Consider the following 17114-nt stretch of genomic DNA (forward strand, 5'->3'; position numbering starts at 1 on the left):
TCCCGATAACCTGAACAGCGTGCCGACGACGACCGCCAGACGACTCGCCAGCGTCGTCGGGTCGTTGTTCTCGACGTTGTTGCTGGTGACGGCCTGCACGGTCAGCCCGCCGCCCGCCCCGCAGAGCACCGAGACCACCCAGAGCACGCCGCCGCCGCCACTGAAGGCGTCGCAGATCATCATGGCGATCGACTCGATCGGTCCTGGGTTCAACCCGCATCTGCTGTCGGACCAGTCACCGGTCAACGCGGCGATCTCGGCACTGGTGTTGCCCAGCTCGTTCCGGCCGATTCCCGATCCGTCGTCATCCACGGGCTCGCGGTGGGAGATGGACCCGACCCTGCTGCTCTCGGCGGACGTGACGAACGAGAACCCGTTCACGGTCACCTACAAGATCCGGCCAGAGGCGCAGTGGACCGACAACGCGCCGATCGCCGCGGACGACTACTGGTACCTGTGGCGTCAGATGGTCAGCGCGCCGGGCGTCGTCGACCCGGCGGGCTATGACCTGATCACCGGGGTGCAGTCGGTCGAGGGCGGCAAGACCGCCGTCGTGACGTTCTCGCAGCCGTATCCGGCGTGGCGGGAGTTGTTCAACGACATCCTGCCCGCGCACATCGTCAAGGACGTGCCTGGCGGATTCGCGTCGGGCCTGGTGCGCGCGCTGCCCGTCACCGGTGGCCAATTCCGCGTCGACAGCATCGACCCGCAGCGCGACGAGATCCTGCTGGCGCGCAACGACCGCTACTGGGCCGAGCCGGCCAAGCCCGACCAGATTCTGTTCCGGCGCGGGGGAGCACCCGCGGTGCTCGCCGATTCGATCCGCAACGGCGACACCCAGGTGGCGCAGGTGCACGGCGGGCAGGCGGCCTTCATCCAGCTGGGCGCCATCCCGGACGTCCGTACCGCGCGCATCGTCACCCCACGGGTGTTGCAGCTGACGCTGCGGGCGCTGCAACCCGACCTGCAGGACGCCCAGGTGCGCAAGGCGATCCTCGGGCTCCTCGACGTCGACCTGCTGGCCGCCGTTGGCGCGGGCAGCGACAACACCGTCACCCTGGCCCAGGCGCAGGTGCGGTCACCGTCGGACCCCGGATACGTGCCAACGTCGCCGCCGGCGCTGTCCCGGGAGGCGGCGCTGGACCTGCTGAAGGCCAGCGGTTACACCGTCGAGCAGGAAGTGTCCTCGACCAGCGCGATGCCGCCGCCGACGGCCGGCTCCGCACCACCGACCCGGGGACGGATCAGCCGAGACGGCGAGCAGCTGCGCTTCGTCATCGGGGTGGCCGCCAACGACCCGACGTCGGTCGCCGTGGCCAACACCGCCGCCGACCAGCTGCGCAGCGTCGGCGTCTCGGCATCGGTCCTGGCCCTGGACCCTCCGGTGCTCTACGGCGATGCACTGACCCAGAACCGGGTCGACGCGGTGGTCGGCTGGCATCAGGCCGGTGGTGACCTGGCCACCGCCCTGGCGTCGCGGTTCGGCTGTCCGGCCCTGGAGGCGACCGCCGTGCCCACGACCCCGGCCAGCCCCACCCCGACGACGAGCCCGTCGACCACGGCCCCCGCGACGACCTCGTCGAGCCCGCCGCGTTCTCCGAGCAGCGCACCGGTGACGTCGACCCCGACCGTCACCACGGCACCGCCCCCCGGTGCCGATCAACTCGTCCAGGCGCCGAGCAACCTGACCGGCATCTGCGACCGCAGCATCCAGCCCAACATCGAGGCCGCGCTCGACGGCAGCCAGCCGATCGGCGACGTGCTCACCGCGGTGGAGCCGCGGCTGTGGAACATGTCGACGGTGCTGCCGATCCTGCAGGACACCACCATCGTCGCGGCTGCCCCCAACGTGCAGAACGTCAGCCTGTCCGGACCGGTGCCCGTCGGGATCGTCGGGGACGCCGGCAAGTGGGTCAAGGGGCCTCAATAGTCAAGGGGCCTCAATAGTCGAGGGGCCTCAATAGTCGAGGGGCTCCGTAGTCGAGGTCTCGACGGGCACGCCCCTGGCCAGATTGCGCTCTCGAAGCAACCGGATGCCATGTGCCGTGTACGCCGCCGCAGCGAACACCACGATCAGCCACACGGGCGGTCTGGCGAGTTCCCAGACGAACAGCGCCGCGAACGCCGGGGCGCGCTGCGTGATGGCGAGGACCCCGGCGGCGCAGGCCAGTGACACCGCGGCGACGTCGAAGTGCACGCCGGCGAACTGGTTGAGCGCCTGGGTGGCGACGGACCCGGCTGCGGCACCGGTGGCCAGCGCGGGGGTGATCATGCCGCCGACGGCCCCGGCGCGCAGGAAAAGGGCAGTCAGCAGGGGCTTGAGGAACAGGATCACGATCGCCCCGGTGAGTGTGAGCCCGGCGTCGACGCTGACCGTCAGGATGCTGCGCCCGTTGCCGGGCAGTTCCGGCCACCAGATCGAGCAGATACCGGTGACCAACCCCGCCGCGGCGATCGCGGGGATCAGCAGCCAGGACCGCGGCTGCGGCCTCGGTCGCGCCAGTGACGTCAGCTTGTCGAAGGCGAACCCCACCGCGACGGCAAGCGGGGCGATGGCACAGGCGAGGAAGACGAACAGGTAGGACAGCCTCGAATCGGGCCATACCAGCGAGTGTTCGAGGTGTGTGATGGGCGCCGACACCGCGACCGCCAGGCTCGAGGTGATCAGTGCCGTGCCGATGGCGCGCGGATGCCACGTGCCGAGCACGATGCGCACCGCGAACAGCGCGCCGCCGAGCGGGACGCTGTAGACCGCGCCGAGGCCCGCCCCCGCCGCGCACGCCAGCAGGATCTCGCGGTCGCGCGGGGTCAGCGTCCAGCGCGAGGTACCGAAATCGCCAAGGGCGGCTGCCAATTGGCGTGGTGCGCCCTCGCGACCCAGCGACGCGCCCGAGCCGACCAGCAGCACCTGCAACCCGGCGTCGAGCGACGTCCGCCACCGCGGGATGGGCCGGTGCGCGGCGATCGTGGCCGACAGCTCCGGCACGTCGCCCCTGCGACGCAGCAGCCACCACCCGGCGCCGGCGATCGCGCCGCCGAGCATCGGTCCGACGGCGCGCCGGACGGGGCTGCTGTGGCCCACGCCGGTCAGCAGCGTGCCGAACGAATAGTGGTAGGCCAGATGCTCGACCCAGTGCAGCACGAGGGTGGTCGCGGCGCCCGCGACTCCGGCCAGCAGTCCGATGACGACGACGGCACACCCGTACTCAACGGTGCGCCGCGTCACGGGGTGAATCTATCTTGTGCCCATGGAGAACCCACGGTTGTTGTTCGTCCACGCCCATCCCGACGACGAGACGCTCACCACCGGCGCCACGATCGCCCACTACGTCGCGAGGGGGGCGCACGTGCAGGTCGTCACGTGCACGCTCGGCGAGGAGGGAGAGGTCATCGGTGACCGCTTCGCGCAGCTGACCGTGGATCGCGCCGATCAGCTCGGCGGCTACCGCATCGGTGAATTGTCCACGGCGCTGGCCTGTCTGGGGGTGGCCGAACCGCGGTTCCTCGGTGGCGCCGGGCGGTGGCGCGACTCGGGCATGGTCGGCACGCCGCCCCGGCGCCGGCAGCGGTTCGTCGACGCCGACCCTCGGGAGACGGTCGGCGCGCTCGTCGCGATCATCCGCGAACTGCGTCCACACGTCGTCGTCACCTACGACCCCAACGGTGGGTACGGACACCCCGACCACGTGCACGCCCACCAGGTCACGACGGCGGCCGTCGCTGCCGCGGCGGGTTCCGGCCATGCCGGTGAGCCCTGGCAGGTGCCCAAGTTCTACTGGACCGTGGCGGCCCGCAGCGCGGTCGAGCGCGCCATGCGCGAACTGGCCGGCCTCGAGCTGCCGGCGCACTGGACGCTGCCAACGCCGGAGGAGTTCCGCTTCGCCTACGACGACGCCGACGTCGACGCGGTGATCGAGGCGCCGGATGCTCGCGCCGCGAAGGTCGCCGCGCTGCGCGCACACGCCACCCAGGTCACCGTGGCGGACGGGGGCCGCGCCTGCGCGCTGTCCAACGACATCGCGCTTCCGGTGTCGGAGACCGAACACTTCGTGCTCGCCTCGGGCACCGCGGGGCAGCGGGACGACCGCGGCTGGGAAACGGACCTCCTCGCCGGAGTGAACCTCGGATAGCAACGGCGCGAAGGGGGTACGCTGCGATCCAACGGCGGCCCGAGGAGGCGATGGCGATGGACCCGGATCTGGATCCCAACCTGCAGCACTGGCAAGACCGCTTGGACAACTTCCAGTGGGTCGTCGGCTCGCTGGTGGGCCTGCTCGACAGCGTCCCCACCTGATCGCTCGCCGTTGCGGCTGGACGCGAATCGCGGTCCTGGCCGTCCTCGTATTCGATGGCGTTCTCTCGGCCATCGCCGGCGCCTTCTTCCTGCCCCTTTACGTCGGCGCCTTCCCTTTGCCCATCAGCGGCCTGCTCAGCGGGCTGGTGAATGCCGCCCTGGTGTGGGTGGCGCTGGGGTGGGCGCCGACGCCTCGGCTGGCCGCCCTGCCGCTGTGGGCCTGGCTGGTGACCACGCTGGGATTGACCCTCGGCGGGCCCGGCGGTGACATCGTGCTCAGCGGTGCGGGTGTCATGCAGCTGGCGCCGCTGCTGTTCGTCTTGCTCGGCGGCGGGCCGCCGGCCTACCTGTTGTGGCGCGTGACGTCGCGGGCCAACGTCTAGCCGGTCTCGGCGTAGGACTTGGCGCCCGAGTCGGCACCGGCTTGGTGTGTGGCGCCCGCGCCCGCGTCGTCGCGGTGCTCGGCCGTGCTGGTGGTCGGTCCGGAGGTCGTGCTGATGGTCGGCTTGGTGGTCGGCTTGGTGGTGGTCGGCTTGGTGGTGGTCGGCTTGGTGGTGGTCGTCGTCACGCTGGTGGCCGATGGCGTCGGCTTCGTGGGCTCGGTGCTCGCCGTCGTGTCGCCCTGGCTGCGGGGTGTCGGGTCGATCCTGGGCGTGCTGGGGATGCGCGGGGTGCCGGACGTTCGGATCTCGGTTCTCGGGGCGCCGGTCGCCGGGCTCTCCACGGCCTGGGTTGGCGTGGGATCGGCGGTGGCCGAGGTGGCCGTGGCTCCGGGCGTGGTGACTCCGGGCGCGGTGACGTCGGGCTTGGTCACTTCAGGCGTGGTCACTTCGGGCGTGGTGACTTCGGGCGCGGGTGCCGCCGGGGTGGCTGGGGTGACGATCTGCTTCGTCGTGCCGGCCGCGGGTTTCGCGGGCGTTGGCTCGGACGGAGACGCGGTGACCGGGTCGGCGGTCTTCGCGGTGACCGTCTGGTCCTCGCTGGCCGCCGCGACGGTGGCGTCGGCCTGCGCGGTCTTGGCCGCCGCGACCTGAATCGGGGGCAACGGCGGGATCAGCCAGCCGAAGAAGTAGTTGAATTCCGCGGCGGCGGTGTTGATGGCGGCGTTGACCGCGGTCTGTCCAACGGTCGTCAGCCCGTTGACGTAGGACGCCGGGTTCAGCGGGTCGTTGAGCACCGGGACGATCAGCCCATAGACGACGCTGTCGGCGATCGGCAGGCCGAGCGTGTAGTACAGGATGTCGAGCTGGCCGCTGACGAGGTACCCGAATGGGACGAACTGCAGTGCATAGTCGGCCAGCTGGACGCCGTAGGTGACCCACGACTGGGCGAACTGGTAGCTCGACACGACCCAGTCGGACGCGGCGTTCTGGGGGGCCGCCACGGCTGCGGCGACGGTGGCGGTCGGTGTCGCGGTGACCGGCGCTGCGGCGACCACCGCCGCAGGCTCGATGCGCGCGATCGCGGCCACGGCGTTGGCGAGATGCTCGGAATTCGGTGCGGTCATCCGGGCGGGCTGGACCGCCGCGGCCAGCGCGACCCGGGGCGCCTGCACTCGCAGCGCGGGACGCACCTCGGCGACGGGCGTCGTCGCGGGAACCGCCGAGGGCAGCGCCAGCGCGGCAACGGTGACGGCGGACAACCCGGCGACCAGGACCGACTGAACGGACTTGCTCATGCTGGACTCTCCTAAGGCCGCGGCGCTCGACGCCTCGAATTTACGCGGCGGTTGGCGCCGGGGTTGTCATCCGGCGCTCACCGGTGTGGCAGTGCTGGGACTACTGTGACCCGTATGCCAGGCGGACGGGTTTCAGATGGTGAGATGCGCGGATGATTCTCGACGATCGCGGGGTTAAAGGGGGGTGGCTCTGAACTCCCAGCACGGTGCCGATCTGCCCAGCCCTACGGTCCCCCCCAAGGCGACGGCCAATCCGAGTCCGGCCGCCTTGCGGCGGGTCTTGCGGCGCGCCCGTGACGGGGTGGCGCTAAACGTCGAGGAGGCCGCGGTCGCGATGACCGCACGCGGTGCCGACCTCGCCGATCTGATGGCCAGTGCCGCCCGGGTGCGTGACGCCGGTTTGGCGGCTGCGGGCCGACGGGGTGCGACGGGCAAGTTGCCGATCAGTTATTCGCGCAAGGTCTTCATCCCGGTGACCCACCTGTGCCGCGACACCTGCCACTACTGCACGTTCGTCACCGTGCCCGGCCGTCTGCGCGCTCAGGGCAAGGGCATGTTCATGGAGCCCGACGAGATTCTCGACGTGGCGCGCCGCGGTGCCGAGATGGGCTGCAAGGAGGCGCTGTTCACCCTCGGTGACCGCCCGGAGGCGCGGTGGGACGAGGCCAAGCAGTGGCTCGACGAGCGGGGGTATGACTCGACGCTGGACTACGTCCGCGCGATGGCGATCCGGGTGCTCGAGGAGACCGGTCTGCTGCCCCATCTCAACCCCGGGGTGATGAGCTGGTCGGAGCTCTCGCGGCTAAAGCCCGTGGCCCCGTCGATGGGCATGATGCTCGAGACCACCTCGACGCGGTTGTTCGAGACCAAGGGCCTGGCGCACTACGGCAGCCCCGACAAGGAGCCCGCGGTGCGGCTGCGCACGCTGGACGACGCGGGCCGGCTCTCGATCCCCTTCACCACGGGTCTGCTGGTGGGCATCGGGGAGAACCTCACCGAGCGTGCCGAGACGATGCACGCGATTCGCCGCTCCCACAAGGAGTTCGGCCACGTCCAGGAAGTCATCGTGCAGAACTTCCGGGCCAAGGACCACACCGCGATGGCGAGCGTGCCCGACGCCGGGATCGACGACTTCCTGGCGACGATCGCGGTGACCCGGTTGGTGCTGGGGCCCAAGATGCGCATCCAGGCGCCGCCGAACCTGGTGTCGCGCCAGGAGTGCCTGGCTCTGATCGGCGCCGGGGTCGACGACTGGGGTGGCGTCTCACCGCTGACTCCCGATCACGTCAACCCCGAACGCCCCTGGCCCGCGCTGGACGAGTTGGCCGCGGTGACCGCCGAGGGTGGTTACGACCTGGTGCAGCGGCTGACCGCACAGCCGCAGTACGTACAGGCCGGTGCGGCGTGGATCGATCCACGGGTGCAGGGCCACGTCGCCGCGCTCGCCGACCCCGAGACCGGTTTCGCGCGCGAGGTCAACCCGGTGGGTCGGCCGTGGCAGGAACCCGACGAGGCCACCGAGTCGCTCGGCCGCACCGATCTGCACACCGCCATCGATTCGGAGGGCCGGCGCACCGAGACGCGCAGCGACCTGGGCAGCGCGTTCGGGGACTGGGAGTCCATCCGCGCCAAGGTCGACGAGCTGGCCGCGCGGGCGCCCGAGCGCATCGACACCGATGTGCTGGCGGCGCTGCGCTCGGCGGAGCGCAACCCGGCCGGCTGCAGCGACGACGAGTACCTGGCGCTGGCCACCGCCGATGGGCCGGCGATGGATGCCGTTGCCGCCCTTGCTGATTCGCTGCGTCGCGATGTCGTCGGTGATGACGTGACGTTCGTTGTCAACCGCAACATCAACTTCACCAACATCTGCTACACCGGGTGCCGGTTCTGCGCGTTCGCCCAGCGCAAGGGCGACGCCGATGCGTTCTCGCTGTCGACCAGCGAAGTCGCCGACCGGGCGTGGGAGGCGCACGTCGCCGGCGCCACCGAGGTGTGCATGCAGGGTGGCATCGACCCCGAGCTGCCCGTCACCGGCTACGCCGACCTGGTGCGCGCGGTCAAGGCGCGGGTGCCCTCGATGCACGTGCACGCGTTCTCGCCGATGGAGATCTCCAACGGCGTCACTCGCAGCGGCACCAGCATCCGCGACTGGCTGACCGCGCTGCGCGAGGCGGGGCTCGGCTCGATTCCCGGCACCGCCGCCGAGATCCTCGACGACGAGGTCCGCTGGGTGCTGACCAAGGGCAAGCTGCCCACCTCGGCGTGGATCGAAGTCATCACCACCGCCCACGAAGTCGGGCTGCGGTCGTCCTCGACGATGATGTACGGCCACGTCGACACGCCGCGGCACTGGGTCGGGCACCTCAACGTGCTGCGCGACATCCAGGACCGCACCGGCGGGTTCACCGAATTCGTCCCGCTGCCGTTCGTGCACCAGTCCTCACCGCTGTACCTGGCCGGTGGCGCCAGGCCGGGCCCGACCCACCGCGACAACCGGGCCGTCCACGCGCTGGCCCGAATCATGTTGCACGGCAGGATCGATCACATCCAGACCAGCTGGGTGAAACTCGGTGTCGAACGTACCCAGGTGATGCTGCGTGGCGGCGCGAACGACCTCGGCGGCACGCTGATGGAGGAGACCATCTCCCGGATGGCGGGCTCGGAGAACGGTTCGGCGAAGTCCGTCGCCGAACTCGTCGCCATCGCCGAGGGCATCGGCCGGCCCGCCCGTCAGCGCACCACGACCTACGCGCCGCTCGCCGCCTGACGCCAACGTTCCCGGGAGACGATCTCGGCACGCTGTGAACCAACTGCCAGCCTCGGCACGTATAAACACAGTCGGCCCACCGTCGTCGTTCGAGCCAGCCCGAGGAGCGTCGTGACCACCATCTGGGGACTGCCCGCCCACGCCCTGCTCGTGCACGCCATCGTCGTGCTCGCGCCGTTGACGGCGCTGCTGGAGATCCTCTGCGCGTTCTGGCCGGCGGCCCGTCGCAACCTGGTCTGGCTGGTGCTCGCCCTGGCCGGGAGCACCGTGGTGCTGACACCGCTGACCACCGATGCCGGTGAGTGGCTCAAGGATCAGCGTGGTCACGTCAGCCTGATCCTGCAGGAGCACGCCGAGCGCGGCGACTGGATGATCTACTTCTCCATCGCGCTGCTGGTGGTGGCGCTGGCACTGGTGGGGTTGCACTGGCTGGAGAGCCGGTCGGACGCGCCCCGGAAGGGGGCGGCGATCGCCGTCGCGGTGATCGCCCTGGTGGTGGGCATCTCCTCGATCGTCACCGTCGTGCGGATCGGGCACTCGGGCGCGGAATCGGTGTGGGGCGGCCAGGTCTGACCACGTGTGCTAGTTAGAGGTGTGAATTCCTCGACGCACACCGCCGACGGCCGCCCGCGCGCCCGCGGGCTCGGTCTCTCGCTTCCCGGCCGGCCGGGCCCCCTCAATGCCATCACCGACGTTCCCGGTGTCGAGGTCGGCATCGTCACGCTGGTCGAGGGTGACGGTCCGCTGCGGGTCGGGAGCGGACCGGTGCGCACCGGTGTCACCGCGATCCTGCCGCGCGGCCGCGACGGCGTCGGCCGACCCTGTGCGGCCGGCTGGCATTCGCTCAACGGCAACGGCGAGATGACCGGCACCACGTGGATCGAGGAGTCGGGGGCGTTCAATCTGCCGGTCGTGCTGTCGAATACGCACGCGGTCGGCGCCTGCCACACCGGCGTGGTCAGCTGGGTGAACCGGGTGGCTCCCACGGTGGCGCGGCAGTGGTTGCTGCCGGTGTGTGCGGAGACCTGGGACGGCTACCTCAACGACATCAACGGTGGCCACGTCCGTCCCGAGCACGCCGAGGCCGCGCTCGACGCCGCGACGGCGGGCCCGGTCGCCGAGGGCTCCGTCGGCGGCGGAACGGGGATGAACTGCTACGAGTTCAAGGGAGGCAACGGCACCTCGTCCCGTCTGGTCGACTACGGCTCGCGCACCTTCACCGTGGCGGCGTTCGTGCAGGCGAACTTCGGTGCTCGTGCGGAGCTCGTGGTGACCGGCCGCCACGTCGGCGCTGCCCTGGCCGACGACAACCCGATGGACTCGGGCTGGTTCGGCGACGATCTCGGCGTCACGCCACCCCCCGGTGCGGGTTCGGTGATCGTGGTCGTCGCGACGGATGCGCCGCTGCTGCCAGGACAGTGCAAGGCACTGGCCCGCCGGGTGCCCCTGGGGCTGGCCAGGACGGGCACCGCCGGCAGCCACTTCTCCGGTGACGTCTTCCTGGCCTTCTCCACGGCCGACGCCGACGGGCTGCGCAGTGCGTTCCCGTCGACCCCGCCCACCGACGACGACTTCGGCACGCTGACCTTCCTGCCCTGGGGGCGGATGGACGCGTTCTACACCGCGGTCGTGCAGGCCGTGGAGGAGGCGGTGCTCAACGCGCTGGTGGTCAACCACGACATGGTCGGACGCGACGGCCACCGCTCGCCGCGGCTCCCGCTCGACCGGCTGACCGCGCTGCTGGCGTGAGGAACAAATTCGGACTGCGGTCCGGTTAGACTTGGTGAGGTGCCGGGCTGGCCGGCGCCACAGTCAAGGAGACGCAGCCATGACCACCTCTACCTCGAGTTCGCTCAGTGCCGGAACCTGGGCCATCGATCCCGTCCACTCGTCCATCGGCTTCTCGGTACGCCATCTGGTCGTGAGCAAGGTGCGCGGCACGTTCGGCACCTTCAGCGGCGCGATCGTGGTCGCCGAGGACGGCACCCCCTCGGTGACCGCCGAGATCGCCGTCGACTCGATCGACACCGGCAACGAGCAGCGCGACGGGCATCTGAAGTCGGCCGACTTCTTCGACGTGGAGAAGTACCCCACCGCGACCTTCGTCTCGACCGGCGTGCGCGCCGACGGTGACGCCTACGTCCTCGAGGGCGACTTCACCCTCAAGGGCGTCACCAAGCCGGTCCAGCTCGAGCTGGAGTTCAACGGTGTCAACCCCGGCATGGGCCACGGCGAGGTCGCCGGGTTCGAGGCCTCGGTCGTGCTGAACCGCAAGGACTTCGGCATCGACATCGACATGCCGCTGGAGACCGGTGGCGCCGTGGTGGGCGACAAGGTCACCATCACCCTGGAGATCGAGGCGCTCAAGCAGGCCTAATGCATCGAACATGACGCCACTGCGATCGCGGCGAGGACCGGTCGCAGTGGCGTCGCATTCGGCATCTGGGCCGTGGGTGCCCGTCGTAGGCTGGCGGCGATGTTGGCGAAGTCCGAGATCCGGTTCCTGCCGGTCGGCGCCCGCCGCCTGGCCTACGAGGTGCGCGGCGACGGGCCGCCGCTCGTTGCTCCGGCGTGGTGGGTGAGTCACCTCGAACTCGACTGGCAGACTGCCGGTTTCAGGGAATTCTGGGAGGGCGTCGCCGACGGTCACACGCTGATCCGCTACGACCGGCTCGGCGTCGGCATGTCCGATCGCACGGTGCGCGAGTCGGAGCTGACGCTGGACGTCGAGGTTGCGACGCTGGGCGCACTCCTCGACGAGTTGGGCCTCGAGCGGGTGAGGCTGATCGGCGGTTCGAGTGGAGGCTGCACCGCGATCGCCTACGCGGCAATGCATCCCGAGCGCGTCGACCGGCTACTGCTCTACGGCTCCTACGCCGATGGTTCGGCCCTCACCGCCCCAGGTGTCGCCGATGCCATCCTCGGCGCGGTCCGCGCGCACTGGGGACTTGGCTCGCGGTTGCTCAGTGACATGTTCCTCGGCCGTGCCGACGCGGCGGAGCACGAGCGCTTCGCCCGGCTGCAGCGCGACGCCGCCACCGCCGAGACCGCTGCTGCGTTGCTGAGCCTGGTCTACCGCCTCGACGTCCGCGCCCACCTCTGCGACGTCCACGTGCCGACGGCGGTCATGCATCGTCGCGACGACCGCGCCGTGCCCTACCGACTGGGACGAGAGATCGCGGCCGCGGTACCCGGTGCGACGTTCGTCCCGCTGCCGGGCAGCGCACACTTCCCCTGGCATGGCGACGTCGAGTCGGTGGTTCGCGCCTGCCGCCGGGTGCTGGCGCCGGGGCAGGCGTCGCCACCCGCCTGCGCCGAGCGCGCGTCGGCGCAACTGACCGCGCGGGAGCGAGAGGTCCTCGACTGCGTGGCCCGGGGTCTCAGCGATCGTGAGATCGCCGAGCATCTGGTGCTCAGCCCGCACACGGTCCACCGCCACGTCGCGAACATCCGCGGCAAGCTCGGCGGCGGCTCGCGAGCGGCCGCCGTCGCCGAAGCCGCCCGCCTTGGTCTGCTCGGCGCTGGCCGCAACGGGCCACCCGCGCGAGATGGCCCATTCGGGTGATGCGGCGGCGCCGTCCGCGGTCCTAACGTCAAGACCATGATCGACACCACCGAACACCGGGTGAGCCGCGCGGACGTCATGTGGCGTCCGCTGTTCGCCCTCGTATACGACCCGATGCTGTGGCTCGGCGAGATTGCGGGCATGCGCCGGCGGCGGCGCGCCCTGCTGCGCGGCGCTCGCGGCCGCGTCGTCGAGATCGGTGCGGGAACCGGGCTCAACGTCGCGCACTATCCCGACGGGCTCGCCGACCTCGTACTCAGTGAGCCCGACGCCGGGATGCGACGACGGCTCGCCAAGCGGCTCGCGCGCGACGGGCGCACCGCACGTCTCGTCGACGCGGCAGCCGACTGTCTGCCGTTGACCGATGCCTCGGTGGACACCGTCGTCTCGACGCTGGTGCTGTGCACCGTCGACGATCCCGAACGCACGCTGGCGGAGATCGCGCGCGTGCTCCGTCCCGGTGGCCAGCTGCTGTTCGTCGAACACGTGCGCGCGAGCTCGCCGACGCTTGCGGCGTGGCAGGACAGGCTGTTCCGGCCGTGGCTGCACTTCGCGGCCGGCTGTCGGTGCAACCGCGCGACCCTCGACCTGTTGCGCGCGTGCGGGTTCAGCGTGTCGGCCGACGAGGCGGTGTGGCGCGGCGTGCCAGCCATCGTCCATCCACTCGTCGTCGGTCGGGCCACCCGCTGAGCTGGGCCGAGCGCGCCTACAGGCGGCCGGCGAGCTCGGTGCCCTGACGGATCGCCCGCTTCGCGTCGATCTCGGCGGCGACGTCTGCGCCGCCGATGACGTACGGTTCGATTCCGCTGCGCCGCAACCCGTCCTCGAGTTCGCGGACCGACTCCTGGCCCGCGCACACCACCACGTTGTCCACCGCGAGCACGCGCGGGTCGGCGCGGTCCGCGCCGAAGCTGACGTGCAACCCGGCGTCGTCGATGCGCTCGTAGTTCACTCCCGAGAGCTGGTGCACGCCCTTGGCCTCGAGCGAGGCCCGGTGCACCCACCCGGTCGTCTTGCCCAACGTGCGGCCCTGCGGGCCCTTGGTCCGCTGCAACAAGTAGACCTCGCGGGCGGGCGGCACTGGGATGGGCGTCGTCAGGGCGCCGCGGGTGGCGGGCGCCTCGGGCGGGTCGAGGGCACCCCACTCGGCTCGCCATTCCTTGAGGTTCAGCGTGGGGGAGTGATCGGTGACCAGGAACTCGCTGACGTCGAATCCGATGCCGCCGGCGCCGATCACCGCGACGCGCTTGCCGATCGGTGCGCCGAGGATGGCGTCGGCGTAGGAAAGCACCATCGGGTGGTCGATGCCGGGGATGTCGGGCATCCGCGGCACGACCCCGGTGGCGAGCACGACGTCGTCGAAACCCGACAGCGCCGCCACGTCGGCACGGGTGTCGAGCCGCACGTCCACGGCGTGCTTGGCGAGCATGCGAGTGTAGTAGCGGATCGTCTCGTCGAATTCCTCCTTGCCGGGAATCCTTCTGGCCAAGTCGAATTGGCCGCCGATGGCGGCGCCGGCCTCGAACAGCGTGACCGCGTGGCCGCGCTGCGCAGCCGTCACCGCCGCGGACAATCCGGCCGGCCCGGCACCGACGACGGCCACCCGTCTGGCGCGCTTCGTCGGCGCAAGCACCAGCGTCGTCTCTTGCCCGGCCCGCGGATTGAGCAGGCACGACACCGTCCGATGCACGAACGCGTGGTCGAGGCACGCCTGGTTGCAGGCGATGCAGGTGTTGATCTCGTCGGCAGCATCGGCGGCGGCCTTGTTCACCCACTCGGGGTCCGACAGCAGCGGCCGGGCCATCGAGATCAGCTGGACCGACCCGTCGGCCAGGATTTGCTCGGCCGCTTGCGGCATGTTGATCCGGTTGGAGGCCACCACCGGGATCGAGACGTGTTCGGCCAGTGCATTGCTGACGTCGACGAACGCGGCGTTGGGCACCGACGTCACGATGGTGGGGACCCGCGCCTCGTGCCAGCCGATGCCGGTGTTGACGATCGTCGCCCCGGCCGCCTCGACTTCGGTTGCCAGCGCCACGATCTCGTCCCAGGTCTGACCGTCGTCGACGTAGTCGGCCAGCGACATGCGGTAACAGACGATGAAGTCGCGTCCCACGGCCTCGCGGGTGCGCCGGACGATCTCGACCGGCAACCGGCGGCGCTTCTCCGGTGTGCCGCCCCACGCGTCGGTGCGCGTGTTGGTGCGCGGCGCCAGGAACTGGTTGAGCAGGTAGCCCTCGCTGCCCATGATCTCGACGCCGTCGTAACCGGCCTCGCGGGCCAGCAGCGCGCACCGGACGAAGTCGGCGATGGTGCCATCGACGTTGCGCAGCGCGCGGGGACGGAACGGGTTGATGGGGGCCTTGATCGACGACGCACTGACCGAGAGTGGGTGGTAGGCGTAGCGTCCCGCGTGCAGCACCTGCAGCAGGATCTTGCCACCCTCGGCGTGCACGGCCGCGGTGATGCGACGGTGCCGGCGCGCCTGCGCCGAGGAGACCAGCTCCGCGGCGAACGGCAACAGCCAGCCGGTGCGGTTGGGTGCGTAACCGCCGGTGATGATGAGCCCGACGCCGCCGCGCGCCCGCTCGGCGAAGTACGCCGCCAGTCGGTCGACGTCACGCGCCCGGTCCTCCAGGCCCGTGTGCATCGACCCCATCACGACGCGGTTGCGCAGCGTGGTGAAGCCCAGCTCCAAGGGCGACAGCAGGTTCGGATAGGGATCACTCATCAGGGCCTCCCAGCGCGGTGATCAGTTCGTCGAGCCAGCGCAGCGACCCCTCCTCGGCGAGGATGCCGCCGCGCAGCACCAAATGTTGGTGCAGCAGCGCACCGTCCAGTGCCGACGGATCGGGGAATTGGCGCCTCTCGATGCCGCGGTAGTCCTCGAGCAGGTGGGCGCGTTCGGCGCGCAGGGCGGCGATCTGGTCGCGCAGCGCGTCGGCGTCCCCGTAGGACGCGCCGCGGATCTTCACGGCGAGGTCGCGGGTGCGGGAGTCGGTGAGCGAGGTGCCGCGCCGGCCTGCTCGCTCAGCGACACCAGGATCGCGTGGGGCAGGGCCACGACGGCAGCGTAGGTGATACCGGCGGTCCTATGCAATGAGTTGCGCATCGACGAGGGTGAACTCACGGCTGGGACGACTGGTCGAGCTATATGTGCGACGTCTAGTATCAGTAACCACGCGCCACCCGTCACGGGCGGCGCGTCAAGTTAGGACACACTGAGACAGGCGTGCAGTAATGGGCAACGCATACTTGCTTCGGCTTCTCGGCGGTCCGATCCCGGTTCTAGCCGACCAGCAGCCCACTGGACAGGAGAGACATCAGTGACGTACACCATTGCCGAACCCTGTGTCGACGTCAAAGACAAGGCATGCATCGAGGAATGCCCGGTCGATTGCATCTACGAGGGCGCACGCATGCTGTACATCCACCCCGACGAGTGCGTGGACTGTGGTGCATGCGAGCCGGTTTGCCCGGTCGAGGCCATCTACTACGAGGACGACGTTCCGGATCAGTGGAGCGGGTACACCCAGCACAACGCGGACTTCTTCGCCGAACTGGGCTCGCCGGGTGGCGCGTCGAAGGTGGGGGAGACCCCCAACGACCCGCAGGCCATCAAGGACATGCCCCCGCGGAGCGAGGAAAGCTGAGCGAAGCGAAGCCGACCGGTGGCACGGGTCTGAGCCCGGCCAGGTTGCTTTCGGCTTCCCTGCCGGTCTTTCCCTGGGACACCCTGGCCGACGTCACGGCCACGGCCCGCGCACATCCCGACGGCATCGTCGATCTGTCCGTCGGCACGCCCGTTGACGAGGTCGCCCCCGTCATCCGGGATGCCCTCGCGGCAGCCAGTTCGGCACCCGGGTACCCCGCCACGGCGGGTACGCCGGCGTTGCGAGCCTCCGCGGTCGCCGCGCTGCAGCGGCGCTACGGCGTAACCGGGGTTGCCGAGAACGCCGTCCTGCCGGTCATCGGCACCAAGGAGGCGATCGCCTGGTTGCCGACGCTGCTGAATCTGGGCGCCGATGACCTCGTGGTGGTTCCCGAGCTGGCCTACCCCACCTATGACGTGGGTGCGCGGCTCGCGGGTGCCGAGGTCGTCGCAGCCGATTCGGTGACCCAGCTTGGTCCGCGGACGCCCCGGCTCGTCTTCGTGAACTCGCCGAGCAACCCGACCGGCAAGGTGCTCGGCGTCGAGCACCTCCGCAAGGTGGTGCAATGGGCCAGGAGCCGCGGAGCCCTGGTGGCCTCCGACGAGTGCTACCTGGGCCTTGGGTGGGACCCCGTTGCCCCGCCGGTCTCGATCCTGCACCCGTCGGTGTGCGACGGCGACCACACCGGCCTGTTGGCCATCCACTCGCTGTCGAAGACCTCGTCACTGGCGGGCTACCGCGCGGGCTTAGTGACGGGTGACCCGGCGGTGGTCGCCGAGCTGCTCGCAGTGCGCAAGCACGCGGGAATGATGGTGCCGACGCCGATCCAGGCGGCCATGGTCGCCGCGCTGGACGACGACGCCCACGAGGCCGTGCAGAAGCAGCGCTACGCGCGCCGGCGCGAGGTGCTGCTGGCGGCCGTGCTCGCGGCCGGGTTCCGCGTCGACCATTCCGAGGCGGGTCTCTACCTGTGGGCCACCCGCGACGAGCCCTGCCGCGACACCCTCGCCTCGCTCGCCGAACTGGGCATCCTGGTGGCGCCGGGCGAGTTCTACGGCGCGGGCGGGCGGCTGTACGTCCGGATGGCGTTGACGGCCACCGACGAGCGGATCGACGCCGCCGCCAGGCGCCTCACCTCCTAACCCCCCCGCACTCGG

At 70.5% G+C, this 17114-nt stretch carries 15 protein-coding genes; 11 read left to right on the top strand and 4 right to left on the bottom strand.

The window, feature by feature from the left end; all coding sequences use genetic code 11:
* Nucleotides 1-19 precede the first annotated feature (19 nt).
* Nucleotides 20-1930, top strand: a complete 1911-nt coding sequence (locus SBI80_RS23655) for an ABC transporter family substrate-binding protein (protein ID WP_413232796.1) — start codon at nt 20-22, stop codon at nt 1928-1930.
* 27 nt (nt 1931-1957) lie between these two features.
* Here the strand turns inward: SBI80_RS23655 and SBI80_RS23660 are convergent, their stop codons facing one another.
* A complete protein-coding gene (locus tag SBI80_RS23660; RefSeq protein ID WP_318977284.1) occupies nt 1958-3226 on the bottom strand; it encodes a chloride channel protein in 1269 nt (422 codons plus the stop codon).
* 22 nt (nt 3227-3248) lie between these two features.
* On the opposite strand from SBI80_RS23660, the gene mshB reads away from it, so the two are divergent.
* Entirely contained in the window at nt 3249-4130 is an 882-nt protein-coding gene (mshB, locus tag SBI80_RS23665) for an N-acetyl-1-D-myo-inositol-2-amino-2-deoxy-alpha-D-glucopyranoside deacetylase (RefSeq protein WP_318977285.1), read from the top strand.
* A gap of 280 nt (nt 4131-4410) precedes the next feature.
* A complete protein-coding gene (locus SBI80_RS23670; protein WP_318977286.1) occupies nt 4411-4677 on the top strand; it encodes a hypothetical protein in 267 nt (88 codons plus the stop codon).
* On the opposite strand, the gene SBI80_RS23675 is transcribed toward SBI80_RS23670, so the two are convergent.
* Nucleotides 4674-5972 (bottom strand): hypothetical protein, encoded by a 1299-nt coding sequence (locus SBI80_RS23675; RefSeq protein ID WP_318977287.1) that lies wholly within the window; start codon nt 5970-5972, stop codon nt 4674-4676. The two genes, SBI80_RS23670 and SBI80_RS23675, sit on opposite strands and share 4 nt — an antisense overlap.
* Nucleotides 5973-6156: 184 nt before the next feature.
* Here SBI80_RS23675 and SBI80_RS23680 point away from each other — a divergent pair, with 184 nt between their 5' ends.
* The 6 genes from SBI80_RS23680 (at nt 6157) to SBI80_RS23705 (ending at nt 12994) form a co-directional block, all read left to right on the top strand.
* Nucleotides 6157-8739 (top strand): bifunctional FO biosynthesis protein CofGH, encoded by a 2583-nt coding sequence (locus SBI80_RS23680; protein WP_318977288.1) that lies wholly within the window; start codon nt 6157-6159, stop codon nt 8737-8739.
* A gap of 111 nt (nt 8740-8850) precedes the next feature.
* Nucleotides 8851-9312 carry a DUF2231 domain-containing protein gene (locus tag SBI80_RS23685; RefSeq protein ID WP_318977289.1) on the top strand — a complete coding sequence of 154 codons (462 nt, stop codon included), beginning with the start codon at nt 8851-8853 and terminating at the stop codon, nt 9310-9312.
* Nucleotides 9313-9333: 21 nt separating this feature from the next.
* Nucleotides 9334-10488 (top strand): DmpA family aminopeptidase, encoded by a 1155-nt coding sequence (locus SBI80_RS23690; protein WP_318977290.1) that lies wholly within the window; start codon nt 9334-9336, stop codon nt 10486-10488.
* Nucleotides 10489-10567: 79 nt separating this feature from the next.
* Nucleotides 10568-11116, top strand: coding sequence for a YceI family protein (locus SBI80_RS23695; protein ID WP_318977291.1), 549 nt, complete (start codon nt 10568-10570; stop codon nt 11114-11116).
* Between the two features lie 99 nt (nt 11117-11215).
* Nucleotides 11216-12304, top strand: coding sequence for an alpha/beta fold hydrolase (locus SBI80_RS23700; RefSeq protein ID WP_318977292.1), 1089 nt, complete (start codon nt 11216-11218; stop codon nt 12302-12304).
* Nucleotides 12305-12340: 36 nt separating this feature from the next.
* Complete coding sequence (locus SBI80_RS23705) at nt 12341-12994, top strand: class I SAM-dependent methyltransferase (RefSeq protein WP_318977293.1); 654 nt, start codon at nt 12341-12343, stop codon at nt 12992-12994.
* A 16-nt stretch (nt 12995-13010) separates the two neighbouring features.
* Here SBI80_RS23705 and SBI80_RS23710 read toward each other — a convergent pair whose 3' ends face one another.
* Both SBI80_RS23710 and SBI80_RS23715 read right to left on the bottom strand, forming a co-directional pair.
* Nucleotides 13011-15035, bottom strand: coding sequence for an oxidoreductase (locus SBI80_RS23710; protein WP_318977294.1), 2025 nt, complete (start codon nt 15033-15035; stop codon nt 13011-13013).
* Nucleotides 15028-15279, bottom strand: a complete 252-nt coding sequence (locus SBI80_RS23715) for a virulence activator alpha C-terminal domain-containing protein (protein WP_413232797.1) — start codon at nt 15277-15279, stop codon at nt 15028-15030. Before SBI80_RS23715 ends, SBI80_RS23710 begins: the two co-directional genes overlap by 8 nt.
* A 351-nt stretch (nt 15280-15630) precedes the next feature.
* Here SBI80_RS23715 and fdxA point away from each other — a divergent pair, with 351 nt between their 5' ends.
* Complete coding sequence (fdxA, locus tag SBI80_RS23720; RefSeq protein ID WP_318977295.1) at nt 15631-15957, top strand: ferredoxin; 327 nt, start codon at nt 15631-15633, stop codon at nt 15955-15957.
* 44 nt (nt 15958-16001) lie between these two features.
* Nucleotides 16002-17099, top strand: a complete 1098-nt coding sequence (gene dapC, locus SBI80_RS23725) for a succinyldiaminopimelate transaminase (protein ID WP_318977296.1) — start codon at nt 16002-16004, stop codon at nt 17097-17099.
* Nucleotides 17100-17114: the final 15 nt, after the last annotated feature.

It is taken from the genome of Mycolicibacterium sichuanense, from assembly GCF_033741125.1.
GTDB lineage: Bacteria > Actinomycetota > Actinomycetes > Mycobacteriales > Mycobacteriaceae > Mycobacterium.

What these genes read in the sequence shown, in the direction of transcription:
- SBI80_RS23695 (WP_318977291.1), top strand. Translation starts at nt 10,568, where the DNA reads ATGACCACCTCTACCTCGAGTTCGCTCAGTGCCGGAACCTGGGCCATC.
- SBI80_RS23705 (WP_318977293.1), top strand. Translation starts at nt 12,341, where the DNA reads ATGATCGACACCACCGAACACCGGGTGAGCCGCGCGGACGTCATGTGG.
- mshB (WP_318977285.1), top strand. Translation starts at nt 3,249, where the DNA reads ATGGAGAACCCACGGTTGTTGTTCGTCCACGCCCATCCCGACGACGAG.
- SBI80_RS23710 (WP_318977294.1), bottom strand. Translation starts at nt 15,035, where the DNA reads ATGAGTGATCCCTATCCGAACCTGCTGTCGCCCTTGGAGCTGGGCTTC.
- SBI80_RS23675 (WP_318977287.1), bottom strand. Translation starts at nt 5,972, where the DNA reads ATGAGCAAGTCCGTTCAGTCGGTCCTGGTCGCCGGGTTGTCCGCCGTC.
- SBI80_RS23700 (WP_318977292.1), top strand. Translation starts at nt 11,216, where the DNA reads ATGTTGGCGAAGTCCGAGATCCGGTTCCTGCCGGTCGGCGCCCGCCGC.